This window comes from Limnoraphis robusta CS-951 (assembly GCF_000972705.2).
On the sequence record NZ_LATL02000294.1, the window covers coordinates 1 to 25,756 of the forward strand.

General features: G+C 41.6%; 21 protein-coding genes. 8 read left to right on the top strand and 13 right to left on the bottom strand.

The window, feature by feature from the left end:
* On the top strand, positions 1–3,487 hold a 3,487-nt coding region (locus tag WN50_RS34870; protein ID WP_049561097.1), incomplete at its 5' end, for a hypothetical protein.
* Between the two features lie 15 nt (positions 3,488–3,502).
* On the opposite strand, the gene WN50_RS24650 is transcribed toward WN50_RS34870, so the two are convergent.
* The 7 genes from WN50_RS24650 to WN50_RS24680 form a co-directional block, all read right to left on the bottom strand.
* Positions 3,503–3,943, bottom strand: coding sequence for a VOC family protein (locus WN50_RS24650; protein ID WP_046279367.1), 441 nt, complete (start codon positions 3,941–3,943; stop codon positions 3,503–3,505).
* Between the two features lie 214 nt (positions 3,944–4,157).
* Positions 4,158–5,291, bottom strand: coding sequence for a DNA-processing protein DprA (gene dprA / locus WN50_RS24655; protein ID WP_046281085.1), 1,134 nt, complete (start codon positions 5,289–5,291; stop codon positions 4,158–4,160).
* Between the two features lie 20 nt (positions 5,292–5,311).
* Positions 5,312–6,853, bottom strand: coding sequence for a hypothetical protein (locus tag WN50_RS24660; RefSeq protein ID WP_046281084.1), 1,542 nt, complete (start codon positions 6,851–6,853; stop codon positions 5,312–5,314).
* Between the two features lie 129 nt (positions 6,854–6,982).
* Entirely contained in the window at positions 6,983–10,729 is a 3,747-nt protein-coding gene (gene cobN / locus WN50_RS24665; protein ID WP_046281083.1) for a cobaltochelatase subunit CobN, read from the bottom strand.
* A gap of 131 nt (positions 10,730–10,860) precedes the next feature.
* Positions 10,861–11,142, bottom strand: coding sequence for a DUF3288 family protein (locus tag WN50_RS24670; protein ID WP_046281082.1), 282 nt, complete (start codon positions 11,140–11,142; stop codon positions 10,861–10,863).
* Between the two features lie 243 nt (positions 11,143–11,385).
* The gene (locus WN50_RS24675) at positions 11,386–11,568 is read right to left on the bottom strand and encodes a hypothetical protein (protein WP_046281081.1); all 183 of its coding nucleotides are present in this window, start codon (positions 11,566–11,568) and stop codon (positions 11,386–11,388) included.
* A 147-nt stretch (positions 11,569–11,715) separates the two neighbouring features.
* Positions 11,716–11,976 (bottom strand): hypothetical protein, encoded by a 261-nt coding sequence (locus WN50_RS24680; RefSeq protein WP_046281087.1) that lies wholly within the window; start codon positions 11,974–11,976, stop codon positions 11,716–11,718.
* Positions 11,977–12,154: 178 nt separating this feature from the next.
* On the opposite strand from WN50_RS24680, the gene WN50_RS24685 reads away from it, so the two are divergent.
* Positions 12,155–12,703, top strand: coding sequence for a DUF2854 domain-containing protein (locus WN50_RS24685; protein ID WP_046281080.1), 549 nt, complete (start codon positions 12,155–12,157; stop codon positions 12,701–12,703).
* 71 nt (positions 12,704–12,774) lie between these two features.
* Here WN50_RS24685 and WN50_RS24690 read toward each other — a convergent pair whose 3' ends face one another.
* Positions 12,775–13,032, bottom strand: coding sequence for a CRR7 family NDH-1 assembly protein (locus WN50_RS24690; protein WP_046281079.1), 258 nt, complete (start codon positions 13,030–13,032; stop codon positions 12,775–12,777).
* A gap of 230 nt (positions 13,033–13,262) precedes the next feature.
* On the opposite strand from WN50_RS24690, the gene sir reads away from it, so the two are divergent.
* The 3 genes from sir (at position 13,263) to WN50_RS24705 (ending at position 16,844) form a co-directional block, all read left to right on the top strand.
* Complete coding sequence (gene sir, locus WN50_RS24695) at positions 13,263–15,314, top strand: sulfite reductase, ferredoxin dependent (protein WP_046281078.1); 2,052 nt, start codon at positions 13,263–13,265, stop codon at positions 15,312–15,314.
* Between the two features lie 62 nt (positions 15,315–15,376).
* Positions 15,377–16,147: a 16S rRNA (uracil(1498)-N(3))-methyltransferase gene (locus WN50_RS24700; protein ID WP_046281077.1), complete on the top strand. Its 771-nt coding sequence runs from the start codon at positions 15,377–15,379 to the stop codon at positions 16,145–16,147.
* A gap of 235 nt (positions 16,148–16,382) precedes the next feature.
* On the top strand, positions 16,383–16,844 hold the full coding sequence (locus WN50_RS24705; protein ID WP_046281076.1) for a hypothetical protein: 462 nt from the start codon (positions 16,383–16,385) through the stop codon (positions 16,842–16,844).
* Between the two features lie 86 nt (positions 16,845–16,930).
* Here WN50_RS24705 and WN50_RS24710 read toward each other — a convergent pair whose 3' ends face one another.
* The gene (locus tag WN50_RS24710) at positions 16,931–18,049 is read right to left on the bottom strand and encodes a patatin-like phospholipase family protein (RefSeq protein WP_049561101.1); all 1,119 of its coding nucleotides are present in this window, start codon (positions 18,047–18,049) and stop codon (positions 16,931–16,933) included.
* Positions 18,050–18,172: 123 nt separating this feature from the next.
* Positions 18,173–18,901: an LmeA family phospholipid-binding protein gene (locus WN50_RS24715; protein ID WP_046281074.1), complete on the bottom strand. Its 729-nt coding sequence runs from the start codon at positions 18,899–18,901 to the stop codon at positions 18,173–18,175.
* Positions 18,902–19,073: 172 nt separating this feature from the next.
* On the opposite strand from WN50_RS24715, the gene WN50_RS24720 reads away from it, so the two are divergent.
* The gene (locus tag WN50_RS24720; RefSeq protein WP_046281086.1) at positions 19,074–19,865 is read left to right on the top strand and encodes a pseudouridine synthase; all 792 of its coding nucleotides are present in this window, start codon (positions 19,074–19,076) and stop codon (positions 19,863–19,865) included.
* 19 nt (positions 19,866–19,884) lie between these two features.
* Positions 19,885–20,763, top strand: coding sequence for a helix-turn-helix domain-containing protein (locus WN50_RS24725; protein WP_046281073.1), 879 nt, complete (start codon positions 19,885–19,887; stop codon positions 20,761–20,763).
* A gap of 66 nt (positions 20,764–20,829) precedes the next feature.
* Here the strand turns inward: WN50_RS24725 and malQ are convergent, their stop codons facing one another.
* A complete protein-coding gene (gene malQ, locus WN50_RS24730) occupies positions 20,830–22,332 on the bottom strand; it encodes a 4-alpha-glucanotransferase (protein WP_049561103.1) in 1,503 nt (500 codons plus the stop codon).
* Between the two features lie 511 nt (positions 22,333–22,843).
* On the opposite strand from malQ, the gene WN50_RS24735 reads away from it, so the two are divergent.
* Positions 22,844–23,476, top strand: coding sequence for a TMEM165/GDT1 family protein (locus tag WN50_RS24735; protein WP_049561105.1), 633 nt, complete (start codon positions 22,844–22,846; stop codon positions 23,474–23,476).
* A gap of 655 nt (positions 23,477–24,131) precedes the next feature.
* Here WN50_RS24735 and WN50_RS24740 read toward each other — a convergent pair.
* A complete protein-coding gene (locus WN50_RS24740) occupies positions 24,132–25,475 on the bottom strand; it encodes a RuBisCO small subunit-like domain-containing protein (protein ID WP_046279972.1) in 1,344 nt (447 codons plus the stop codon).
* Between the two features lie 92 nt (positions 25,476–25,567).
* Positions 25,568–25,756: type II toxin-antitoxin system HicB family antitoxin (locus WN50_RS24745; protein WP_049561108.1), on the bottom strand; the 189-nt coding region annotated here is incomplete at its 5' end.

Sequence of the window (25,756 nt, forward strand, 5' to 3'; positions counted from 1 at the left end):
CGCGAGCCGATGGCAGGAATTACCAACGATTGCCCAATATGGAGTCTTATTTGCTTATACTTTAGGGTTTTTTATCGCTACGGTTTGGCTGGGAATGAACAGTAGTCTACCTTTAACTTCACAAACGTTAAAATGGGTGACATTGCTGTTAATTCCGCTAAATTTTTGGGCGATTGATAGTTTAGGATTACTGGATTCCATCACCGCTTTATTTAGTGCGATCGCTATCATTATTTTAACAGGAATTACAATTCTTTTCAATCCCATTTCAACGGCAAGAGAATCCCCCGGAATTTCACTCCAAGCATTGCTAATTCTAAATCAACTCGGACTCAGTTATTTACAATTAGGTTGGAGAGTACCAGGCTTTCCATTGATTGCTGTTTATTTAGGAATTATTGGGACTGGATTTGTTACTTTTTGTCGTCGTCAGGAACAGGAACAGATTAGCTTAAACAGGCTGGAAAACTTACCTTTAATATTTTGCCTTGTTCCTGTAGCTTTTCTCTGGTGGCGAGCCATTTTTGTCGTCAATCTTGATGTTTCTCAATTCGGATTTGCTTTAGGGTTAACTGGAGGCTTATTATCTCTTTATTCAGAGGTTATTTTACAACCATTTGCTTATCTTCTATTAGCCGCAGGTTGGCTTGTTTCTATCGAAAATAAACCCGAACAAGCTTTAGGCGTGAGTAGCATTGCGTTGTTAATTTTTGGAAGAAATTTAAGACAGTTTTGGCATCAGAAAGATTTAGCTTTGATTTTTGCGATTGGACTCCAAGCGTTTAGTTTAGTTTGGCGTTTAATTCCTGAACAAAGCCAACAAAATATTATAGAATTTTCTCTCCAAATCACGCAATCTCCTGATAATCCTTGGGTATTACTAGGTTTAGTGGGATTGGTTTATTTAGGGTTGATGCTAGCATTAACGGAGTGGATTCATCAGCAGCAAAAGCAAAATTTAGCTCGATTTGGAGAGAAAATAAGCTTAGGATTGGGTGTGATTTTAACAGCAATTTCGCTTCTTGATCCCGTTGTGCGATCGCTTAACTTATTAGCATCTACACTGATTTTAGTCGTTTATACGATTCGGCGTCAATCCCCAAGGGTTTTTCTCGTTTATCTTACCCATGTTACAGGTTTACTGACTTTAGCCAGTTTTATTGAATTATTTTTTCCTCAACTTCGTTTAGAAGAATGGGGAATATTATCAATTGTATTGATGATATTAGAGTGGTTATTCTACACCATTTTTACTCGCTCACAAACCATCCTAATTCCGCATTCCATTCTCAAAAGTGCTTGGCACATGGGATTAATCTTAGCCGGTTTGAGTTATCAATTCTTTTATGGTAATTCAACTGAGAATTCCGCTTCTTTCTGTGAAAACTTTACTTGTCAAGGGTTGAGTCTATGGGGAATTATGTGGTTAATGACTCCAATTGCATTAACCAGTATCGCTCGTCTGATTCCCCAACGCCGACAATTAGCCAGTCAATTCAGTATTATAGGAGCAATATTATTACAATTACTGGTATTTAGAATCCCTGGCATTCGGTTAATCAGTTGGGGTGTTGGCACTGCGGTAATGATTTTGAATACCAATCATCTTCAAAGTCAACTTTCAGCCATTCTAACCGTAGGTTTTGGGTTAACTTTTTCAGGGTTTTTAGCCTGGGAAACTATCCCCGATTTAACTTTAGCACGCGGGTTAGTTGTGATTGCAATCGCCCTCAATTTACTCTGGATAGGTCAGGCTATATTAAACCGCTTATCGAATTCTATCACGGTTCTGTATGCTATTGCTATCGAAAGCTGGACAGTCCTTTTATGTTGGGTTGAATTAATCGGTTTAACCGGGTATGTTGTGGGAATTTATTGGCAACTTTTAACCCCGTCAATTCCAATCACTGTAGCAACTTTTATCTCAATTATAGCAGTGATGATTCGGCTTTTCAATCCTCCCCCATCAGAGACAGAAGACTCAACTTTCCCTTTTTTCGTTTACATTTTCGGTTGGCAACTCGAACTTTTAATGGCTCACGTTCTCAGCTTTACAGACAACGCCCTTTTTAATTTATCCATTGCCAATCTAATTTTAGGATTAATCACCCAAATTTTAGGAGATTATTGGCGACATAGAAATAGAATTCATCATCTATCCAATCCCTGGCAAATTCTACCCCTATTTTACGGAATATTTGGTGCAGTTTTAAGGTCATCCGGCAGTTTTGATAACTGGACAGGAACCAGTTTATTTATCCTAGCATTCATTTTAATCGGAGTCGGGCGGCGGAGTCCTGAGTTAAAACCTCTAACCTATATGGGGATTTTTGGCGTTTCCCTCGCGGCTTATCAACTATTATTTTATAACACATATTCTGCCCCCATTGGAGAACAATTCATTGCCTTTGCAGGCTTAGGAACAACAATCGTTTACGTTTATCGTCTATTATCACCTCAACTCATTCATTATCTACATCTGAGTGAGAATGAAGTGAAAAATATTGCTCATCTTCACTGGGCAATGAGTAGCTGTTTTTTAATAGCTTCTCTGTCTCTTCCTTCTGAACTCAACTCCTGGTTAAGTTTAGGAATCGGAATCTTTTTAACCCGATATGCCATTTTTCAAGGTCGTTATCATTCTAATGCTATTGAAGCGGAATTTTGGGTTTATATTGGATGTTTACAAGCCGCAGCAATGACTTACTTTATTAGCGATATTTTAAATTTAGAAGGATTATTAATTCCCTGGAGCGGTGCAATTGCCTCTCTGATTGCGTATTTTATTTATTTTATCCCTTGGGAAAGTTGGGGATGGCAGCTTAAACCCTGGCGGCGAGTCGCGATGATTATACCCGTCTTAACTGTGGTTTTTACAACAATTATCGCCGGGTCAAACTTAGAACTATCTTGGTATATTTCTGTTAGTTTAGCTATTATTTTATATGTGGTTTTAGCTCGATTGACGGGCAATATTAAACTCACTTATTTTAGTATTGGATTAATCAATTTTGCTTATTATCGCTGGTTATTGTTAACAGAAAATAATTTAGGTGCTTTAGGTGATACACTTCTTCCCGGATTGTCTTTGTTATATTTTGCCCAAGTTGATCCCAGTTTACAACGTCCCGAACAAAAACTCTTGCGTCATTGGATTAGAATTTGTGGAATAGGTATGATTTGTGTAGCCGCATTGTTAACGAATCAATGGACTGGAATTCTTCCCGGTTTTATTAGTTTGATTGCCATTTTTATCGGCTTAGGATTGCGAATTAGGGCTTTTTTATACGTGGGTACGGTAACATTCTTGATTAATGCTGTTAACCAACTGTTGATTCTAAATTCGATTTATTCATTTTTTAAATGGATTATTGGTTTTATTGTGGGTTTAGTGTTAATTTGGATTGCGGCTAACTTTGAAACTCGACGAGAACAAATGATTGCAACATTGCAAAATTGGGTGAGTGAATTAGAAGAATGGGAATAAGTCAAATCAATGGGTTTAAGCGTTCATATCCGTTGCAAAAATATTACTTTCATCTTGAAACGATTTAAACTCTAAGACATTTCCACTGGGATCTTTGATAAATAAAGTCGCTTGTTCACCCACTTGTCCTTGAAAACGAATTTGAGGTTTAATGATAAATTCTATTTGTTTATTTTGTAAAGATTCAGACAATTTATGCCATTCATTCCACTCTAAAATCGCTCCGAAATGACGCACAGGAACATTTTCACCATCAACAAAGTTCGTCGAAATCGTACCATCTTCTGATGATTCTAAATGAGCCGTAATTTGATGTCCAAAAAAGTCAAAATCAACCCATCTCTCACTACTTCGCCCTTCTGTACACCCCAATACATCTTTATAAAAAGAGCGAGTTTTTTCTAAGTCTAATACAGGAAAAGCGAGATGAAAGCGAGGAAAAGAATGATCCGTCATCGGTTTAAGGTCTTGAGGAAAATACAATTTTTATTGAGTTTAGCATAGATTTATTCATCTTAACGTAAGGGCGGGTTCAAAGAGATTTATTCATCCCACAAACTACATTGATAAACCCGCCCTGGCAGTCGCTCTAATATTGGGGGCGGGTTTAGTTCAATCCCTGACTGATATTATAGCTCTTACAGAACCCGCCCCTACAATTAACCAACAATTAACACCGTTGATAACGCATTCCGGGTAACTGAGAAACTAACCCCAAAAGTTCCAACTGTAACAACGAACTTGAAACGATAGCCGCCTCTAATTCCGTTTGTTGAACAATCATATCAAAAGCAGTGGCTTCAGAAGAGATAGCCTGAAAAACTTGGGCTAAATTCGGTTCTAGAGTCGGAATAGAAGGTTGAGGTTTTGCAGGCGGTTCCAGCAAGGATAATTGTTGAGGCGTATCGAGTTTTGGGATAGCGCCAAGTTGTTCTAATAACTCTTCGATTTCTACGGGAATTAAACTCGCGCCCCCATTAATTAACTTTAAACAACCTTGAGACTTTTCATCATCTAAACGTCCAGGTAAAACATACACATCTCGACAAAACTCATTCGCCACATAAGCGGTAATTAATGCTCCTGATTTTTTACCTGCTTCCATCACAAATACGGCTCGACTTAAACCCGCAATAATCCGATTTCGACTGGGAAAATGTCGAGGATTGGGCTTTGTTCCTGCGGGATATTCACTAATTACTAAACCATTTTGAATAACTCTTTCAGACAATTGACGGTTATCTTTGGGGTAAATAATATCAACTCCCGTCCCAAAAATAGCCAGTGTTCGTCCGCCTGCATCCAAACAACTAGAATGGGCTTCGGTATCAATTCCGGCCGCCATTCCTGATATAATCGTTAAGCCACTTTTGGCTAATACACTGCTAATTTTGCGCGTCCAACGCCGCCCATATTCAGAAGGTTCACGAGTTCCAACAATCCCAACAGTCGGTCGAATTCCTTGGTTTTCTTCGGGTTCAATCGTTCCTCGATAATATAAAACAGGTGGTGGTGTCGGAATTTCTAAGAGTAAACGCGGATAATCTGTATCAGCAGGAGTCCAAAAATCAGGGTTTTTTTCGGAATGAGTTTTGATAAATTGATCGCAGTCAAATTTGACTCGCTGCTCTGCCACTTTTTCGGCGGTTTGTCGTCCAAAACCCTCTACTTTTTGTAACTCTTGAGTTGAAGCTTCCCAAGCGGTTTTGAGTGTACCAAAATGCAGGCGGAGGCGTTGCAAAGAAATCGGCCCGACTCCTGAAATTTGCGACCAACAAACCCAATAATCCCGTTCCTCTAGCACGTTTTTCTCTCCTATCGTTATTACTTCGCTCGCGGCCAAGGAATTGCAGATTGTCCGACTAATTTCTGAGCAACAACTCTAGCTCCATAGCGGTTCAAATGACTCGGATCAACAAAATATTCATAACGGGTTAATGCTTGTTCAGAGAGATCAATAAAGAGAAATCCATACTCTTTGGAAAGTCGCTGCATATGGTTTCTAAATTGCTGTTCTGCCCACCAACGAAACGAATCTAAATAATCATCCGTTAGGGGCAAATTGACAAATACAAGCGGGATATTTCTCGTCTTGACAAATCCCACCAAAAAACTCAATGCTCTAGCCTGTTCTCCCCCTAAATTAAACGCTCGATAATCCCCATCATATTGACCAGAAACATAGGGACGTTGTTGATAGTAAGTGTTGGGATTAAAGCGATTAGATTGGGGTAAAAATCCATTGGCATCAATAGTCGTACCCAAGGAAACAGGTGTAGCGGTGATTGGTTCAGAGGAACGATACAAAAGATTATTCAATTGGGGGGTTTCTGACTGTTCAAATTGAACGAAATCAAACGTTTCAGATTCAGATTCTAACTCTAAAGGTTCAACAGCAATTTCTGTTTCTAACTGTTGATTCTCTTGACTGGCTTTAGGAAAATTCCACTTCGGTTGAGCCATACAAGATTTTGGCATTTGATAACAGATTTTGGTCTGTTCAGATTGATTTTGAGCCAATTTAGGACGAACGCCCGAGGCTAAACGTTTGTGTCCTTCTGAAGCCATAATGGATTGATAAGTGCGATCAATTCGACCACTATTTAATGCTCGTACACCATCCGCCCAAACGATCATTTTTGGCAGTTGATCCGGTGTTAATACCTCCCTCAAAATATAGTTAACAACTTGAGCCGTTGCGCCATTAACTCCGAAGTTAAAAATTTTCAAGCCTTGATAACCTTTCGCCGCTAAAGCCACTTTCATTTCTCTCGGATCAATTCCTTGCACAGCCCGAGAACTCCCGACAATTAAAATATCAGGTTTTCCAACGGTACTGAGATAAGACAAATAAAGTTGCAATTGTTGATCGAGAAATTCGCTATCAAAACTCGGAAACTGACTCGTCATTTGAGTTTTAGCAGCTTGCTGTTGCGAATAGGCTAAATTTCGCATATATTCAACCACTTTTTTCTCCGCAAAAGCCCGTTTAGGACTATTAGGAGGAACCGCTTGCATCCAAGCCACCGCCTGAACCCAGTTGCGGGCGACTTCATCCCATTGTTGCTTTGTTTTTGCAGTTTGTGCTAAATTAGACCCTCGCAATGCAAATCTAACAGACTCATCAAACGGACTTTGTTGAGTACAAGAATTAGATTTAGCAATCGTTTCTATTTGGGAATTTTGAGCAGAATTTGACGGATTTTCAGGGTTGACAATTGCTTGATTTTGAGTATTAGACAGAGATCTTGAGGGGGTACTGTTCACTTGTTTCTGTTGGAAATTAAACACAGTAACGACTAACAGAAATGCCGCGACAATCCAACCCCAAAACCCCGAGAACTTTAAACGACGAAATAGATTCATGGAAACCTCCTAGTGGATATTCCATCTGGTATATAAAAGTCAAGACTTTAGATGTCCAATTTTGTATTATAGAGTTTATTGTTTCAATTGAGTGGATCGGGAGAAGAAATTTTTATCAAATTATTTTAATCAGGAGTTCACCGCTTCCACAGCACCTTCAGCTTCATGTACAATCGTTCTTAAATCCTCTAAGATTTTCTGATTTGACGCTTGCCACAACCCCCGTTGATTCGCTTCTAACAAACGTTCAGCCATATCTCGCAACGCCCAAGGATTTTTTTCTTGAATAAACTTCTGCACCGTTTCATCCAACACATAAGCCTTTGCTACGCCTTCATACATGAAATCTTCCACACAGTTTGCTGTGGCATCATAAGCAAACAAATAATCCACCGTTGCCGCCATTTCAAACGCCCCTTTATAGCCATGTCGCATCACCCCAGCTATCCATTTTGGATTAATCACTCGAGAACGATAAACCCTCGCTATTTCTTCTTTTAATTGTCGCACTTTCGGACGTTCGGGTTGAGCATTATCACCGAAATAAGTTTGCGGATTTTTACCCGTAATAGCCCGAACAGAAGCCGTTAAACCGCCTTGAAATTGATAATAATCATCCGAGTCTAATATATCATGTTCTCGGTTATCTTGATTCTGCAAAACAATCTGCATTTTTTCAAGACGATTTTTAAACGCTTCCGGTGCCGAAATTCCCCCTAACTTACTTTGACTCTCCCCATTCTGACTCGTATAAGCGTAACTACTCCAGTTAATATAAGCCCTGGCTAAATCTTGTTCATCCGTCCAATTTTGAGACGCCATCAACCCTTGTAAACCCGCACCATAAGCACCTGGTTTTGAACCAAAAATACGATAACGAGAGCGCATTTCCGCCTGTTCTTTTGTTAACCCTGCTTTCATTAAACCTTCAGTTTCTTGCTTCACTTGTGCGGCTAAAGGATTCAATTCTGGGGGTTCATCTAGTTGAGAAACAGCTACAACTGCTTGATCAAATAAATCGATTAAATTCGGAAACGCATCACGGAAAAAACCCGAAATTCTCAACGTTACATCAACACGCGGACGCCCTAAAATAGAAATAGGTAAAATCTCAAAATCAACTACTCGACGAGAAGGCCCATCCCACACTGGTTGAACCCCTAATAACGCCAACGCCTCAGCAATATCATCGCCTCCGGTTCTCATCGTAGAAGTTCCCCAAACAGACAGTCCTAATGTTTGTGGATATTCACCATTTTCTTGAGTATAACGTTCAATTAAAGCATCTGCTGCGAGTTGACCGACTCTCCATGCTGTTTCTGTGGGAATAGCCCGAATATCAACCGAATAAAAATTACGTCCAGTCGGTAAAACATCAGGTCTTCCTCTGGTTGGCGCACCCGATGAACCACTCGGAATATATCGCCCTTCTAACCCTTTTAATAAGTGAGTGACTTCTTGATGAGTTTTTTGTAAGTTAGGTAAAAGTTTATTCTCTATCCAGTTTAGCTCTTTTTGGGTTAATTTTCCAGTGTTTACCGTTTCACCAGAGATAATTTTTTCAACTAAACTTGCTGCATAGTTTTCTAACACTTCTACCGCATCCCCAACCGTGAGAAAAACTTTATTTTCCAAGGTTAATTTTGGGTTTAAAAATCTACTAAAATCCGTTGTTAACGGGTCAAATTCTAATTGCCAATCTTCAGCAATAGCCCGAGTCAGCCCTAAACGCTGAGGACTTGGATTTCGGGCGATAGAAACAATTAAATCTCTTAACTGTCGCCCCGTCGGACATTGCCCAAAAATATGTAAACCATCGCGAATTTGTGCTTCTTTAAGTTCACACAAATAACCATCAATGGTATTTAAAGCTTGTGGATTGAGTTGATTTTCAACTAAACCTAAATCTTGATCTAAATTCTCAGTTTTAATCAAATCTTCCAAACGAGTTTTAATCATCGGTAGCCGAGACGGATCTAAACTTTGCGCCTCATAATATTCATCGACTAATCCTTCTAACTGTTGTAACGATCCGTAGAGTTCAGCCCGAGTCAGAGGCGGTGTAAGATGATCTAAAATCACCGCTTGCGAACGACGTTTGGCCTGCGATCCTTCCCCCGGATCGTTCACAATAAATGGGTATAAATGAGGCATTGCACCGAAGGCAATTTCAGGATAACAAGTTTCAGATAATCCGACACTTTTTCCCGGCAACCATTCCAAATTACCATGTTTTCCGACATGAATAATCGCATCCGCTTCAAATTGATATCGTAGCCAATAATAGAAGGCTAAATAGTCAGGAGTTGGTTCTAAATCTGGGGCGTGATAGTTTAAACTCGGATCACGATCATAGCCGCGACTGGGTTGAATTCCCACAAAAATATTATTGAGTTTAATCCCGGAAATGGGGAATATTTCAGGATGAGAATGGTCTGAAAAATCCAGATTCCAACGTTGACAAATTGCCGCTTGTATGGTTTCAGGAAGTTGAGAAAAATATTGTTTAAAATCGTCCCAATTTAATGACTGTTGAATGCTTCTCTGTTCCCGCCCTTCTGGATCATTTGTCACCCCAGAAGTCAACAGTTTAATCAATTCTTCTCCCGTTTTTGGGACATTTTGAATCTTGTATCCTGCCTGTTGCAATGCTTCGAGGATATGCACACAACTGGCGGGTGTGTCAAGCCCCACTCCATTGGCTAACCGTCCATCTGCGGTGGGGTAGTTAGCGAGGATGATCGCAACACGTTTTTCTGTAGCTTTTTTTTGGCGTAATTTTACCCAATTTGCGGCGAGATCGGCTACAAATTTGATGCGATCGCTGACAGGAATATACCCAACGACGTCAGTTTCTAACTTTTGGTTCCAAGTTTCTACCGCCTTAAAAGATACCGCACGAGTGATGATCCGTCCATCCACTTCGGGTAAAGCGACATTCATCGCCACATCTCGGGGTGAAAGTCCCTGAAAGTCTGCTTCCCATTGTTGAATGGTTTGACTGCTGAAAATGACTTGTAAAATCGGAATATCTAAGCTAAATAAAGGAGAATTTACAGTAGAATCTTCGTCAATAGAAGCTATCGAAAAGCTAGTTGTATTCAGAAGGATTTCAATATTTTTATCTGTGCTTTTTTGCAGTTCCATCAACACTTCTCCCTGCACATCTGGATCGCGCAAAGATGAGACAAAAACAGGGATTGGGTTTAAATTCCGCTCTGTTAACGCTTGACAAAGTTCATCAATGGGGCGAATATTACCCGATAAATAATGAGCGCGATAAAAAAGGATACCCACTTGAGGAATATTGGGTTTAGATGCTATTTTATTTTGATAAATTCCAACACGAGGAACGGAAACAGGCTGCTGATAAGTATAGGATATATTTAAACAAGTTTTCGCAATAAATAATAAAGCGTTTGTATAGTTCTCAATTCCGCCTTCGGTGAAATAATTCCAAAGTTGATTTACAATATTGAGAGATACTGTTGAATGACTCATTAACTCTGGGTCAGGGCGATCATCTCCGGGTAATATAATTAACTCTGCCCCGGTTTTTTCAACCGTTTCTGCAACCACTTCTAAGCCATAATTCCAATAGGAACGTCCGCCCAAAAGTCGAATTATAATCACTTTTGCTTGGGTTAAAATCTCCTCAGCATAGGTATCGATGGTTAACTGTTGTTGCAGTTGTAAAAGGTTCACAACTCGTAGAGATGGAAAATCACTCGGAAGTTGATCAACTGCGGTGGCTAGGGTTTGAATATCGGTATCTGCTGCGGTTAAAAAAACAATCGGTGCAGGCGTTTGTTCGATGAAAATAACGCCTTCCGTGTCAGGAGTCCAACCGCCAGGTGTAGCAGAAATTCTGTGCATTTATAATCTTTTTTTATTACGTTTGTTGTTGTGCGGAGAGTAAACTGAATTAAATTAAGGGCGGGTTGATCAATGTTGTCTGTGAGAAACATAGATTTTAGCTGAACCCGCCCCTACAACTGTAAACTGAATTAAAGCCAATCTTCTTGATCTTCTTTTTTAACTTTGTAAACTTGACCTTTAGCGTGTATTTCACGAGTTTTTTCAAACAGAGTTTCTTCAGTTAATTGCCAATTTTGCAAGATTTTTTCTAAATCACTCTGAATATCTCTAGCACCGGGAAATCCGCGATAACGAATTTTTAATCGGGCGAGTTCAACCAAGTTGAAGTCCGTCGGTTGATCTGCAATTAAACTCTTAACAGTGGCGTGATCACTATTATATTGAGGATGTTTTTGTTCTTGAGTGTTCATACTAAACCCAAATTAAAATAGAGCAAGCCTTACTCAATAGTCAAGCAACCCGTAGAGTATGATCCTCAATTTCTCTACGGGATAAAAACACTTAGAAAATAACTTGCTAGAGTAGAAAAGAAGTCTCTTTTCTCAGTGAAATCGGTGACAAGCCCGAATAGAATAGACTCGATTTAAACAGAGTGAGTATCATTACTGATTTACAGAAAGCTAATTCTAGAGTCGAGAGAAAAATCAAGCCATTTAATTCTGATTGGCATCAGGAAAAGTGCGCTTAAACTCTTCAATCAGCTCATCAATTTCTTCAATCGCTTGATTTACATCAATTCTCAGCGTTCCTAAATCGGGTTTCTCTAGCAATTTGACTAGAGACTCTCGCTTAGTCTCAATCAGAGCAATTCGCTCTCGAATTGTATTAGAGTCCATTTGACCTTTCCTTTGCTACCTTATCCTCTATAATATATAGCGGTAAGCACTGCAAGCTGCAATCTAAATCGTTAGAGTCAGCAGACAAATCAACGACCTTGATTTTAATTTCAGGATTGCACTCGCGTCTCTCAACTGTACGAGCAACTAACGCAGGAAAGGGGGGCGCTTGCTATCAGAAGGCTTATTTTTTGTCGTTTCTGCTAAATACCGTTTCAGAGCTTTCTCGCGATTTTTCATAAACGTACCCCAAAAACCCGGTTGCAACTCATCCATTGTCTTAGCTAAAGCCCAGATATCAATGGCAAGGATATTGTACAGCCGTTCATCTTCCTTTCTGAGAGAGTCAATCTGGTCTAGAAGCTTACGCTCAACGTTGGCAGTCGATAGATCATTGTCTCTAGTCATGTGAGGGTTAGGTAATGAGGGCATAAACAGGGATGGAACCGCTAAGGAGAGTTATACTCGTCAAACTACTGTGAGATTTCCCATCGATAACCGATCAGATCAAATAGGGATCTTCTCGACCCAGCGACATGATATGTATATCATCAGTAGTGAATCTACGCGGACTACCTTAACATATATGTTACGTCAAACATCTTTAGCTCAAGTGGGCTTAATATTGGGAGGACTGCTCACTGTTGTCGGGTTTGTTGCCTATTTTAACGACTATGCAACCCTAAATTTAGCAGGCTTCTTTTATGGAATTCCCCTGTTGTTAGGTGGACTAGCCTTGAAAGCGGCAGAATTGGAACCTGTTCCCTATTCTCAACCCACCTCCCCCGAAGTCTTGGCTTTGCGAGAACAACTTGCAACCGACACCCAAAACCAAGTTCGTAAGGATGTCACCCGCTACCGCTACGGCCAGAGCGCTCATCTGATAGACACTCTGGAACGCTTAAAACTCGGGGCAACCGATGACGAACATCCCAAACTCCAAGGAATTCGCGAAGTCGCTGTAGACCAGGCCTATGCTTTGGTTCTGGAGTTTGACTCGCCCTTTGTTTCCTTAGAAGTGTGGCAAGAAAAACAGGAAAAACTGACCAAATTTTTCGGCCCCAATATCAAGGCTGAAATTACTCAACCCCAGGAAGAACAAATAGATTTGGCCTTGATTACAATACCTCAATGAACAGTCACCAGTGTAGGGGCAATTGATCAATTACTCCTACCCGTTAACAGTTCTCTTGCCTGCCTGTTCCCTTATTTCTCCAGTCTGACCGCATACCACTGAAGGTATTTTCCGGGGCCTAGATCGAAATCACAACAAGTATTCACCAGATATTGGGCTTGTTGGGAAATCGTCGAAAACTTTTGCAGATCTCGCGGTAACTCATCCTGTCGCTCTGACAAAATAGATTCGAGTTTCTGTTGCAGTTCGGCCACTGTGAGCAACTGCTCAGGTTGGTTAGATTCCAAAACCACATAGTGGTCTTCCTCATACATGATCGAATCCGGCATCTTTGTACTTTTGTCAACTATTAACATTTGATTGTGACTTAGGCTTGATCCCCTGACAATAGGGGAAAATGTCCAAGTATAACGTGATAAAATGAAATTAATTCCTGACAATCCCGACCGGATTACCGGAGTTTATTTTCTTCCGTTGGGTTGAGCTGTCTCAACTTAAATCACACTCAAGGTTCAACCCCCTCACAAATTTTGGTTAAAAACTGGTACGACGTACTTCTATGACTACCTCTGTAAGTTCACCCACACAAGATCACAAACTCTCTAAGGTTGAAGGGATTAAAGAACGCAGCAACTACCTGCGGGAACCCTTAGCCACCGAACTGCTGAACGACGAAAACTTCTTTAGTGATAATGCCGTTCAAATCTTAAAATTTCACGGTTCTTATCAGCAAGATAATCGGGATAATCGGGCTAAGGGTCAAGAAAAAGACTATCAGATGATGCTCAGAACCCGCAATCCCGGTGGGTTTATTCCCCCCTCACTCTACCTCACCCTAGACCGTTTAGCCGATGAATACGGCAACCATACCCTACGGGCAACCACACGCCAAGGCTTCCAACTACACGGGATTTTGAAAAAGAACATCAAAACCGTTCTTTCAGAGATTATTCATCATATGGGGTCAACGCTAGGGGCTTGTGGTGATCTCAACCGCAACGTTATGGCACCCCCAGCCCCCTATAAAAATCGTCCTGAGTACGAATACGCCCGTCTCTACGCCAACAACATCGCCGACTTACTCACCCCGCAAACAGGGGGCTATTATGAAATTTGGCTCGATGGTGAAAAAGTCATCAGCGCCGAAGAAAACCCCGAAGTCAAAGCCGCTCGTCAACGCAACGGTAATGGTACCATTTTCAGCGATCTAGAAGAGCCGATCTATGGTCAGCATTATATGCCGCGCAAATTCAAATGTGCGGTAACAGTTCCCGGAGATAATTCCGTTGATCTATATACCCAAGACGTCAGCTTAGTCGTCATAACCAACTCAGCCGGAGAACTCGAAGGATTTAACGTGATCGCTGGAGGCGGTTTGGGACGTACCCACAACAAAGAAGAAACCTTTGCTCGAATTGGGGATCACTTGGGGTATGTAGACAAAGCAGATATCTATGATTTAGTCAAGGCAATTGTCGCTACTCAGCGCGATTATGGCGATCGCCATAATCGTCGTCATGCTCGGATGAAATATTTACTCCATGATTGGGGCGTTGAGAAATTCAAAGTCAAAGTCGAGGAATATTTTGGCAAAACCCTACAACCCTATAAACCCTTACCCGATTGGAAATATCAAGACTACTTAGGCTGGCACTCTCAAGGCGATGGTAAACACTTTTTGGGGATTTCCGTTGAAAATGGTCGGGTTCACGATACAGGAAACTTCCAACTGAAAGCCGCCTTAAAAGAAATTGTCCAGCAGTTTCAACTGCCAATTCTGCTGACTCCCAATCACAATATCATTCTCTATGAAATACCCCCTCAGTACAAATCCCAGATTGACACAATACTCGCTCAACACGGAGTTCTCAAAGAAACCGAAATCGATCCGTTAGTCCGTTTTGCGATGGCCTGTCCGGCTTTTCCGACCTGCGGTTTGGCCATTACAGAATCAGAACGAATCATCCCTAGTATCCTGGAACGGATTCGGGTATTGTTGGACAAGGTAGGCCTAGAACAAGAGCATTTTGTCGTGCGAATGACTGGATGCCCTAATGGATGTGCTAGACCCTACATGGCGGAGTTAGGGTTTGTGGGGAGTGCGCCTGACTCCTACCAAGTTTGGTTAGGTGGCTCTCCAGATCAGACACGACTGGCTGAACCCTTCGTTAATCGCTTGGCGATTGATGAGTTGGAAACCTTCCTAGAGCCGATTTTTGTTTACTTCAAACAAGATCGCAAACTCGAAGAAAGTTTTGGGGATTTTTGCCATCGTGTGGGATTTGACTCGATTCGTCAGTTTATAACCAACTACTCATTGAATCCCTCGATGAATATTCAGACTCAGGAGATAGCTGTTACCTTAGATCGCGAGACCCTTGAAGAAGTCTCTCCCTCAGTCGCGCCCAGTGACCATGAGGATTCAGCCATTTCAACTCAACCGTCTATCGATGATGGGGGTGATCCCAATAAAATTCGACATCGGGTGAGTGTTCGTCATCAGACTTATTTGGATTTGAGAGAAGAATCAAAGCGTCAGGGAAAACCCGTCGTTGAGATTGCGACTCAAGCGATTGAAGAATATCTCAGTCGGATGAAAGCTCAACAATAAATTTAGACCCTTTTTTTGAGGGTTGAGGTAGAACTTCTGTAACCTAAACTTTTTACAGCTTAATGGTTCAACTTCAAAGAATTGCGATCGCTCCGACGCAAATTTCTAACCGACACATCAATTTAACGGCTGAACAACAGCATTATCTGGGTCGGGTGTTACGCTTGCAAGTGGGCGATCGCTTTATTGCCATTGATGGTCGGGGCCATTGGTGGCGAGCTGAGTTAGAGGTGTCGCTCCCAGCGCCCTCTCCTCAAGCAATCATTCTCGAAGCGATGGTCGTCCAAACAGAATTACCTGTAGAGGTGAGGCTGGGGGTGAGTCTCCCGAAAACAGGATTTGATGATATTGTGCGTTATTCTACGGAGTTGGGGGTTTCCCAGATTGTTCCGATCATTAGTCAACGGACTGTGCTTAAACCCAGTCCCCAAAAGCTGGAACGTTGGCGGCGCATCGCCCGAGAAGCCGCAGAACAATCTGAACGTCAGATTATCCCAAGCATTGTTGATCCGATCTCCTTGGCGACAGTAATGGAAGATTCACACCTTTTTAGTTTGAGTACAACTCATCAATACATTTGTGTGGCACGAGGTTCGCTTCCCCATTTGCTCAATTGTATGAAATCATCTCCCTTAGACTCGGTGACTCTACTAACAGGGCCAGAGGGAGGATGGACAACGGCTGAAGTCGAAATGGCGATCGCAGCAGGTTTTCAAGCCGTCAGTTTGGGAAAACGAATTCTCAGGGCGGTAACGGCTCCCATTGTTGCTTTATCCTATGTGACTGCCGTTTTAGAAAGTTCTCCAATACCAGAAGATCACCTGTCAGTTTAACCTGAAAAGCTGAAAAAAAGCAGATGTAAAACATCCAAAACTGACTAATATCTGTATCAAATATACCTAGCAGTTGCCTCTAAAATTGGCTAAGTCTCACCTCTGAAGCCAACTCAGTATAAGATTTGACGGCGTATCCCCAGTTTAGATATTGGCATAGGCTCAAGCTATCGTTTTATAATGTAAATAGTTAAAACTGTATTAGTCGTTTGACAGCCAAAAGCCCAGTAAATTAATGACTAACCCGAACAAAATTCTCGCCGTCATTAGACCGAATAGACCGAAGCCCGATGACATCAAGCCGTCAGAAGCTAAGACTGAAGCCAAGACTGAAGCCAAGACTGAAGCCAAGACTGAAGCAAAACCCTCAGTCCCCGAAAAACCAAGTCCTCGTCCCCGACCGGGTTTTCAATCGTCGTCGGACAGACCCTCTAGACCCTCTCGCCCGAAGGTAAGGCTTCTAGAAGAAGTTCCCCAGGCAACAAATGCAGAGGGTGAAATCTTTAACCAGGGAGATCAAATTTGGGTCAGATCCCCTTGGGGTAAATGGGCGGTTGCCGAAATTGAGAAGTTCTACCAAAGCAGTCCCGATGAAATTGTAGCTCATTTTGCTCCCAAAGAAGAACGGGTTGGCTGGACTTGGATGGGCGGATGTATCCGTTCTAAATTGCTGAAAAAAGTTGAGACTCCCGAGTAGAAAATAGTAGATGTCCGATCATTGACAGCAAAGATGAAAGGGTCGGACATCCAGAGAAATTTAGGCTAGCGTTGAAGATTATTTTGCTAATTGTATTGTGACACAGACACCAGTTGTTCTTCTCGTTCCCGCACAGGGGAAACTGGAGTAACGGTGAGTTTATCGGCAAGAAGGTTTAGCTTTTCTTGAACTGGACGAGAGTTGATAAACTCTAAAGTGTTGTCTGTCAGTTCATCTAGATTTCTGGCTGTTGCCTCAAACGCTGGATAGTTTTCTGTAAAACTCGGTTGAAAACGGAAATAGTGCTGATCATCCCGTTTAATTAGATGCTGAGAGATATGATCAATCGCATCAGAAGAACCCTCAAAAAACGTCTCTAATAGAGGAATACTCTTCAAGGGATAAATCCACTCAAAAGCTCCCGATTCTTGGGCTTGCTGTACCCCAATTGATTTCACTTTTTTCTGACCACAACCAAAAGAAGAAACAATATTAGAGAGATCTGGTTGGTTTTTTATCGCTTCCGCAATCGCACATAAAGTCGGATTATTAGCGACTACTCCTCCATCAATTAAGGGAATACACTCTTGATTATCTTTAGGATTATTAACGGTTAATTGATAGCCTTGTTGTTGCCAGTATTTGAGAAATTTGATATTTTTAAGGACATGGGCAGGAAAGGCTACAGGTGCCGCCGCAGATGCCCGACAAACTTCCCAAATGGGCAGGGTTTGACATTCTTCTTGTTTACTATTAAAGACAATAGCTTGACCATTATAAACGTCATAGCTTGTTACTAAAGTTTGAATGGGAAGTTGATAAAAAGTGTCCTTTTTAAAGAGATATTGTAGCACATCTTCTAATCCTTTCCCATTATAAAGGGGTTGACTCGCACCTCGAGAAAAGCGGTTAACAATTCCCTGAAAAACTAAGTTGAATTTTGATTCGGGAAATATCTTCTGAGGATATTGAGAATTCAGTGAATAAAAATTTCTAATTTCTGAAATCGGAAAACCGTGAGAAATCCCACAAGCAATCAGACTCCCGGTAGAAGTTCCCGCAATCAAATCAAAACAATCTCTAAGCTGTTTTCTCGGAGCGCGTTTTTTGATTTGTTTTTCTAGAGATTCTAACATGATAGCCGTAACTAAACCGCGAATTCCGCCACCATCTAGAGAAAGAATAGAATAAGGTTTAGATGTCATGATTTCAAGCCTCCTTCAATACAACAACAGCCTAACTTTAAAAAGGAGGTGATGAATAGTCCCTTCTTTGAGTTACACTCAAAAGGGTTATACTCTAGAAATTCCCGCACTCAATGATTTGAGTTAAGGGTTAACCCAGATTTGTCCGATCATCTCCACTTGTTCAGGACTAATATTAAGTTGTTCGATCTCAACATCAGTGCCTAAGTCAAGGGTCATATCATCTAAATCAAAGTCTTGTTGTTGTAAGGGAAGTTCTAGACGGGGAGAGACGAGTAGCAACTCTTTAGGGCTAGCAAGGTACAACTCAGTTTGAAACACACAAGCCGTCAACATCCCATCAGTCGAGAGAATTTCTGCTGTGAGGGTGATTTGATCTTTTGCTAAGGTGATCTGGAGATTTTGTAAGCCCTGAATCTCATTGGGGAAAGAAATATTAGGGTTTTTGGCTTGCTGCGATTGAATCAAAGGAAGAAGAAATTGACTGATCGCCCGAACCAGTAAAGGAGATTGACAGGACGTGCTAAGATCGTCGTAAAACATACAGATTTGAGAGTCAATGGGAAAGCGTTTGAGCAGTTGCAGCGGCTTCCCTTTGATCACTTGACCGATGTTGATATGAATACTCGATCCGCACAGAGCAATTTGGCTCAGGTGTAGTCCTCGATAGATGGCACGGGATGCCTCGACTGTCACCTCAGAGATATGACCTGTTAGACAATCCCGATTATTGGCGGTGATTTTGATCTCTAGAGCGTCTACCTGTTCAACTTGCGATCGCAACCACAACTTTACAGCTCGAGATAAGACCTTACTCACCAGTTGTTTAGATGTAGCCTGAGTTGAACCCATAGACTGAATTGCCTTTCTAGCTGAACTGTTCTAAGTTTTCTAAGCGTTCATGTTGACAGAGCTTAGGAAGAATTACCGATTGCTGTAATATTTGTACATAGTTTATCAAACTGTGCCAAAATTTAGCGGGGTTCTCAGTCTGTACAAAGATGCCCACGCAATTTTTACCGATATGGACGAAAGGCTACAAAAAATCATGGCGACTTGGGGCATCGCCTCTCGCCGTCAAGCAGAACAAATGATTCTTGCCAAACGAGTGCGCGTCAATGGTAACATTGCTCACTTAGGACAGAAGGCAAATCCCTCATGCGATTGTATAGAAGTAGATGGGAAGCCAATCAAACCCTCTCATCGACCTGTGCCAATCTACCTTTTATTAAATAAACCGACTGGGGTTGTTTCAACCTGCGCCGAGCCAAGTGGACGGCGAAGCGTCTTAGACTTGTTACCTCGTCGATTGCGGATGGGGCAGGGAGTTCATCCGGTTGGACGTTTGGATGCAGACTCCACCGGAGCATTACTGCTGACCAACGACGGTGAACTCACCTTTCGCCTGACTCATCCTCGACACCATATTCCTAAAACCTATGAAGTCTGGGTAGAAGGTCATCCACCGGAATCGGTGTTACAAGCATGGCGTCAAGGTATTATCTTGTCGGGTCGAAAAACACTACCCGCTCAAGTGCGACGGTTACAGCCAAGAACGGATTCTCAAACCCTTTTAGAAGTAATTTTATTTGAGGGGAGAAATCGACAAATTCGCAAAGTCGCAGAGCAACTCGGCTATCCCGTCGTTAAACTTCATCGCAGTGCCATTGGTTCGATTCAGCTTAACCCTCCTGGAGAACCTGAATTACCGCCCGGTTGTTACCGACCTTTAACCCCGTCTGAAATGCAATTTTTGCGATCTGCTGGTCAATTTCTAGCATCAATCTGCCAAAAGTCCCCTCAATCCTATATATAAATATCAAGGAGTTGTGTGTATGAAAGTCAGTTTACCGTTCTCAATGGTCAGAAAAAATTTGGGTAACAAGGGTCGTCCTGTGAATAATATTGAACAAACTCAGAGATTAGTCGAGATAGGCCTGCAATTGCGTCAAACTCGTCAACACCATTCTTTGTCATTGGACATGGTTGCCGCCTACACCATGATTCGCTCTCATTTGTTACAAGCGATCGAAGAAGGTCAAATTGAAAATCTGCCCGAACCGGTCTATACTCAAGGCTTAATCCGGCGATATGGTAATGCTCTGGGGTTGAATGGGGAGGAACTAGCCAATTTCTTTTTACCTGAACCGATTCCCTCGATTGTCTCTAGCTCATGGATTTTGCCCCTGCCACAGTTACGACCCACTCATCTCTATCTCACCTATATCCTTCTGATTCTGGGAACCATGCACGGCTTGGTTTACCTGATTAAATCCTCTCCAGAGATAGTCGGTTTGCCGGAACAGAATATTGCACAGACAACCCCTACAGCAAACAGTCCTCAGTCGATGAATGTCTCTAACACCAGCGACTCTTCAACTGGACAGCTTGTTTTGCAAGCCAGCCAAACCTCATCCCCAACAAACTCGGCTGCCGTTAACAAAACCGTAGAAGTCGGAATTATAGTTAAAGATGAATCTTGGGTTTTGATTGAAGTTGATGGGAAAACCGAGTTTCAAGGAATTTTGCAGGGGGGAACGAAACGCACCTGGAAAGCCCAAGAAGAGTTAGTGGTTGTCGCAGGCAATGCCGGAGGCGTGATAGTGACGCTGAACAATGGAGAAAGCCGACGTTTGGGAGAACCGGGCATGGTGGAGGAGGCGGTGTTCAAGGCGAACAACTCCCCCTCTGAAACTGCCAATTCTAACTCCTAAAAGGGGTTAGTCGGAGCAAGTCGTTGCCCTAGCACTGACAACCCATAACTCACTCCTCCTCACACTTTACCTGGGCAAGCGACCGTAGATTTCGGTTAAGGATCTCAGGCGATCGCGAAGTTCATCGGTAATTGCTCCTGGTTTGAAGCGCCAAGCCCAGTTCCCTTCGGATGTACTCGGCTGATTCATCTTCGCTTCGCTTCCCAAGCCTAAAACATCTTGCAAGGGAAAAATCGCCTGATTCGCCACAGATGCTAGGGCAACTTGGATTAAATCCCAATGAATGCCGTAGCCCATTGTTCCGCCAATATAGCTGATCACTCGGGCTTGTCCCTGTAATGAACGTTGATTAAACCAACCTACGGTGGTGTCATTATCATGGGTTCCGGTGTAAGCCACCCAGTTCGGTGTGCTGTAATTGTAGGGAAGATAGGGATTATCTGGCCCTGAATCAAAGGCAAAGTGCAGAATCTTCATGCCGGGAAGTTCAAATTTATCCCGTAACGCTTCAACTTCTGGGGTAATCAAGCCCAAGTCTTCAGCGATAATCGGCAGTTGACCGAGTTTTTCGTTTAATAGATTAAACAAGGCTTCTCCCGGCGCTTCTATCCAACGACCATTAATGGCGGTTGTTTCGCCTTGGGCAACCGCCCAAAACGCCTGCAAGCCCCGAAAATGGTCAATCCGCATAATATCGATACAGTCGAGAATGGACTGGACTCGCTGCACCCACCAATTAAAGCCATTTTGTTCGAGGCGTTCCCAGTTATAAACGGGATTTCCCCACAGTTGCCCGGTTGAACTAAAATAGTCGGGCGGAACCCCTGCCATTAAAGACGCTTCACCTGTTTCGCCATCTAAGCAAAAGATTTCGGGATGAGACCAAACATCGGCACTATCGTGAGCCACATAAATCGCCACGTCTCCAAAAATTTTAATTCCTTGTTCGTTGGCGTATTGTTTCAGTTGGGACCACTGGCGGAAAAACTGAAATTGCAGGAATTTGTGAAAGAAAATTTGATCGGCGAGTTTTTCGTGCCATTGTTTCAGGGCTTCCGGTTGGCGGCGAGCAATATCTTCGTCCCATTTGTGCCAACTTTCCCCATCATGGGCTTCTTTAATTGCCATGAATAGAGCATAATCATCGAGCCAGTAGGACTTATTGCGGCAGAACTCCTCAAATTCGTTTTCTTCTTCGGTGAGGGTTTCTTTGAAATTCTGGCAGGCTTTACTAAACAAGTCCCATTTGAACGCTTTAACTGCATCAAAATCAACTTGTTCTACAGGAAACTGAGGCAAACTTTCTAAATCTGTGGGGGTGAGTAATTCTTCCTCTAATAGTTTATCAGGACTAATAAAAAGTGGATTTCCCGCCATTGCAGAATAGGAGAGGTAGGGAGAGTTCCCAAACCCTGTGGGGCCAAAAGGCAATATTTGCCACAGTTGTTGTCCACTATCTCTCAAAAAATCAATAAATTGATAGGCAATTGGGCCAACATCTCCGATCCCATATCGACCAGGTAGTGAAGTGGGGTGAAGCAAAATACCGCTAGATCTTGGAAATGGCATGATATACGCAAAGCACGAATGTGTTAAATACCTAAATACTTTGAGGGATCTTTTACCTTGAAACATCCAGCTTGGGTAGGAATTTTACTGGTTTGTTGGCTTGGCACGGTTATCCATGTCAGTTTAGATCCTTTATTCATCTTACTGCTATTGGAGACTGTCGGTGAACTATCCCAGCTTATTGACGGATATTGCGTCTCACCTTTGACATCTTGAGATTTTGGACTCTACTCTTGCAACCGACAAACAAGCTGATCCTATAAATTCATCCTCAAAAAAATATTCTATCCCTTCAATTGATCGCTAATCTAGAAAGATGAAACAACTATGAATTAAAGATGATTCATCTATGAAATCTTAGGACAATAAAATCTTATTTTTGCTCTAGTTGTAGATTTTCGGTATACTAGAGAAATCAAACCAATGATTAATATTTGATCTTATATCAAATATTAGGATTAAATCTTGAGCTGAAAATTTTAATCGACAACTGAGGAGTTGAAAAAATATTATGTTAACTGCATTCACAGCCGGACTCTTACTGATTACCCTCTCTGAACTTGGAGATAAAACCTTTTTTATTGCGGTGATTCTCTCGGGTCGCTATTCTCGAAAATTGGTGTTTTTTGGGGTAACACTCGCTTTAGCCTTAATGACTGTTTTATCTGTTTTTGTCGGACAAATTGTGTCTGTATTGCCTAAAAATTATTTACACTATGCAGAAATAATCCTCTTTTGTGCTTTTGGGATTAAACTCTTGTATGATGCTAGCAAAATGTCGGCTAAATCCAGCCAAGAAGAAGAACAAGAAGCCGTAGAAGCTGTTGAAAAAAGCAAATCAAAATTTCCTAAACGCAAAAGTTCATTCGGAGTTGTTTTAGAAGCTTTTCTCTTAACGTTTACGGCAGAATGGGGCGATCGCACTCAAATTGCGACGATTGCTTTAGCAGCCAGTTATCACCCTGTTGGAGTCGTTTTAGGTGCGACTTTGGGTCATGCTATTTGTGCAGCTATTGCGGTTATTGGCGGACGATTAATTGCTGGAAAAATTTCTGAACGGATGATTACTGCTATTGGCGGTTGTTTTTTTATTTTGTTTGGTTTAGTTGCAATTTGGGAAGGAGTAGGAACACAAACAATTTAGCAGGGAACAGGGAACAGGGAACAGAAAAGTTGGCAAAAGGCGCTCTTGCAAAAGGCAGTTTTGTAGGGGCGGGTTCTGAATAAAGATATATTTCTCAGAAAAAACCTTTATAAACCCGCCCCTATGAGACTAAAAAACCCGGTTTCTTCAAAGGCTTTCTGAAATTGACGATGTGCATTGTAAAAGAAACCCCATACTAGAGACTAAAAAACCCGGTTTCTTCAAAGGCTTTCTGAAATTGACGATGTGCATTGTAAAAGAAACCCCATACTAGAGACTAAAAAACCCGGTTTCTTCAAAGGCTTTCTGAAATTGACGATGTGCATTGTAAAAGAAACCCCATACTAGAGACTAAAAAACCCGGTTTCTTCAAAGGCTTTCTGAAATTGACGATGTGCATTGTAAAAGAAACCCCATACTAGAGACTAAAAAACCCGGTTTCTTCAAAGGCTTTCTGAAATTGACGATGTGCATTGTAAAAGAAACCCCATACTAGAGACTAAAAAACCCGGTTTCTTCAAAGGCTTTCTGAAATTGACGATGTGCATTGTAAAAGAAACCGGGTTTTTGGCTTCTAGAGACTAAAAAACCCGGTTTCTTCAAAGGCTTTCTGAAATTGACGATGTGCATTGTAAAAGAAACCGGGTTTTTGGCTTCAATTTGAACCGTTAGGTCGTTGAATAATCGTCTCAATTACCCGTCGTTTAGCTTGAGTATCAATCCCAATTAAACGCACATAATCATTGGGATTTTCTGATAGACAAGCCTCAATTGCTGCCATAATTTCTGAGTGATGACTGCTATCAATAATTGAACAACTTTTCCAAGATCCTGTTTTGAACCGACGCGGATCAGCATATTCCAAACCGACTCGATATCCTGCTTCTAAAATCTGTTCAATTTGTTCAAGAACGTCTAAACTCAGTTTCGTTGTCACTGCTTGACCTTCACTAATAAAAGTTGATCCTTTACTATCTCCTTGCATCACAGCACTCACTTTGCTATCAAACCGATGAGGAGGCATAATTGGGTTATAAGGAAGATGAGTTTTTTGAGTATAATTTGCTGGTGGCTGAACCGAATTTGATGGGGGTTGGGGTTGTGTTACTTCGGGATGAAAGATGCGGTATTGGTTATATTCCTCGACTAATCTCAACTCTTTAATTCGTTGCTGTTCTTTTACCATCTGATGACCCATTTCTAACAAATGAGAGAAGCTAAAATTAGGGTTTTTAAATTCGGGAGGTTTTTCTGTACTATTGACAATGAGCTTAGAAATTTGTTCAATTCCTACTTGATGAATAAAGCGTTGAATTTGTTCGTCGTAAATTCGCGATCGCAATGCACTAAAGAAATCTATCGACTGTTCGGGAAACTCTTCAACTAACTTCACTATATCCTGTTTTAAGAGTTCTTGTTGAAAAATTCCTTCCACAATTTCAACCCGTTCTTCTGGGATAGGTTCCCAATAGAACTTTTCCATCCGTCCATCTCGAATTAGAGGCGCATAAAGTGTTGAAAAATCATTTCCGGTGACAATAATCGGAATCCGTTGTAATGGCGTTGCATCATAACTTCCGGGTAGCTGAACATTCGTCGGATTATCCGCAATATTCATCAAAGTGGCGTTAACTAACTGAGTATTAACCGTGTATTGGGTTCCCGAGTCAAAACGTCCTGCACCCGCATCAATATCATTAATAAATAATGCACACATTTGACCTCTTACCCTCGTTTGTTCCGAGGCTTCACGATATCGCAGTCGAATTAACCGTGAAGGATCTCCGGCGTCTGGACTCTCTAATTCACCCCCAGAAATGGTAACAGGTTCAAATCCTAGTTTCTCAAACACCAGTTCACATTGAAAGGTTTTTCCTTCTCCCTTGCGTCCATGTATTCCTAAAATCAGGGGAACTCGCAGGTTAGAGATTTTTAAGAAGTTTTTGGTGATATGAACGGCTAATTTGTCAAGAAACCTGGGAGAGATATAATAAGACATAGGAAGAGTAAAATTTGATTTGACAATATTATTTTAGGCTAAAACAGACCTTTTTAATTCCATGAGATTAAATTTTTGAAGTCTTGTATAATTTATGCCGACTTAAAATTGTTTTCTGATGTTTTAGGTTGAGGTAAAGGTTTACCATCCTCTTGATAGTCTTGAACCAGCAATTCTAACACTTCTTGAGCATTATTTAATGCTTCTTCGTAGGTATCACCATGAGTGTGAAATTCTTGAGTGGGAAAATCAGGTAAATGCACTAAATAACATTGATCTTC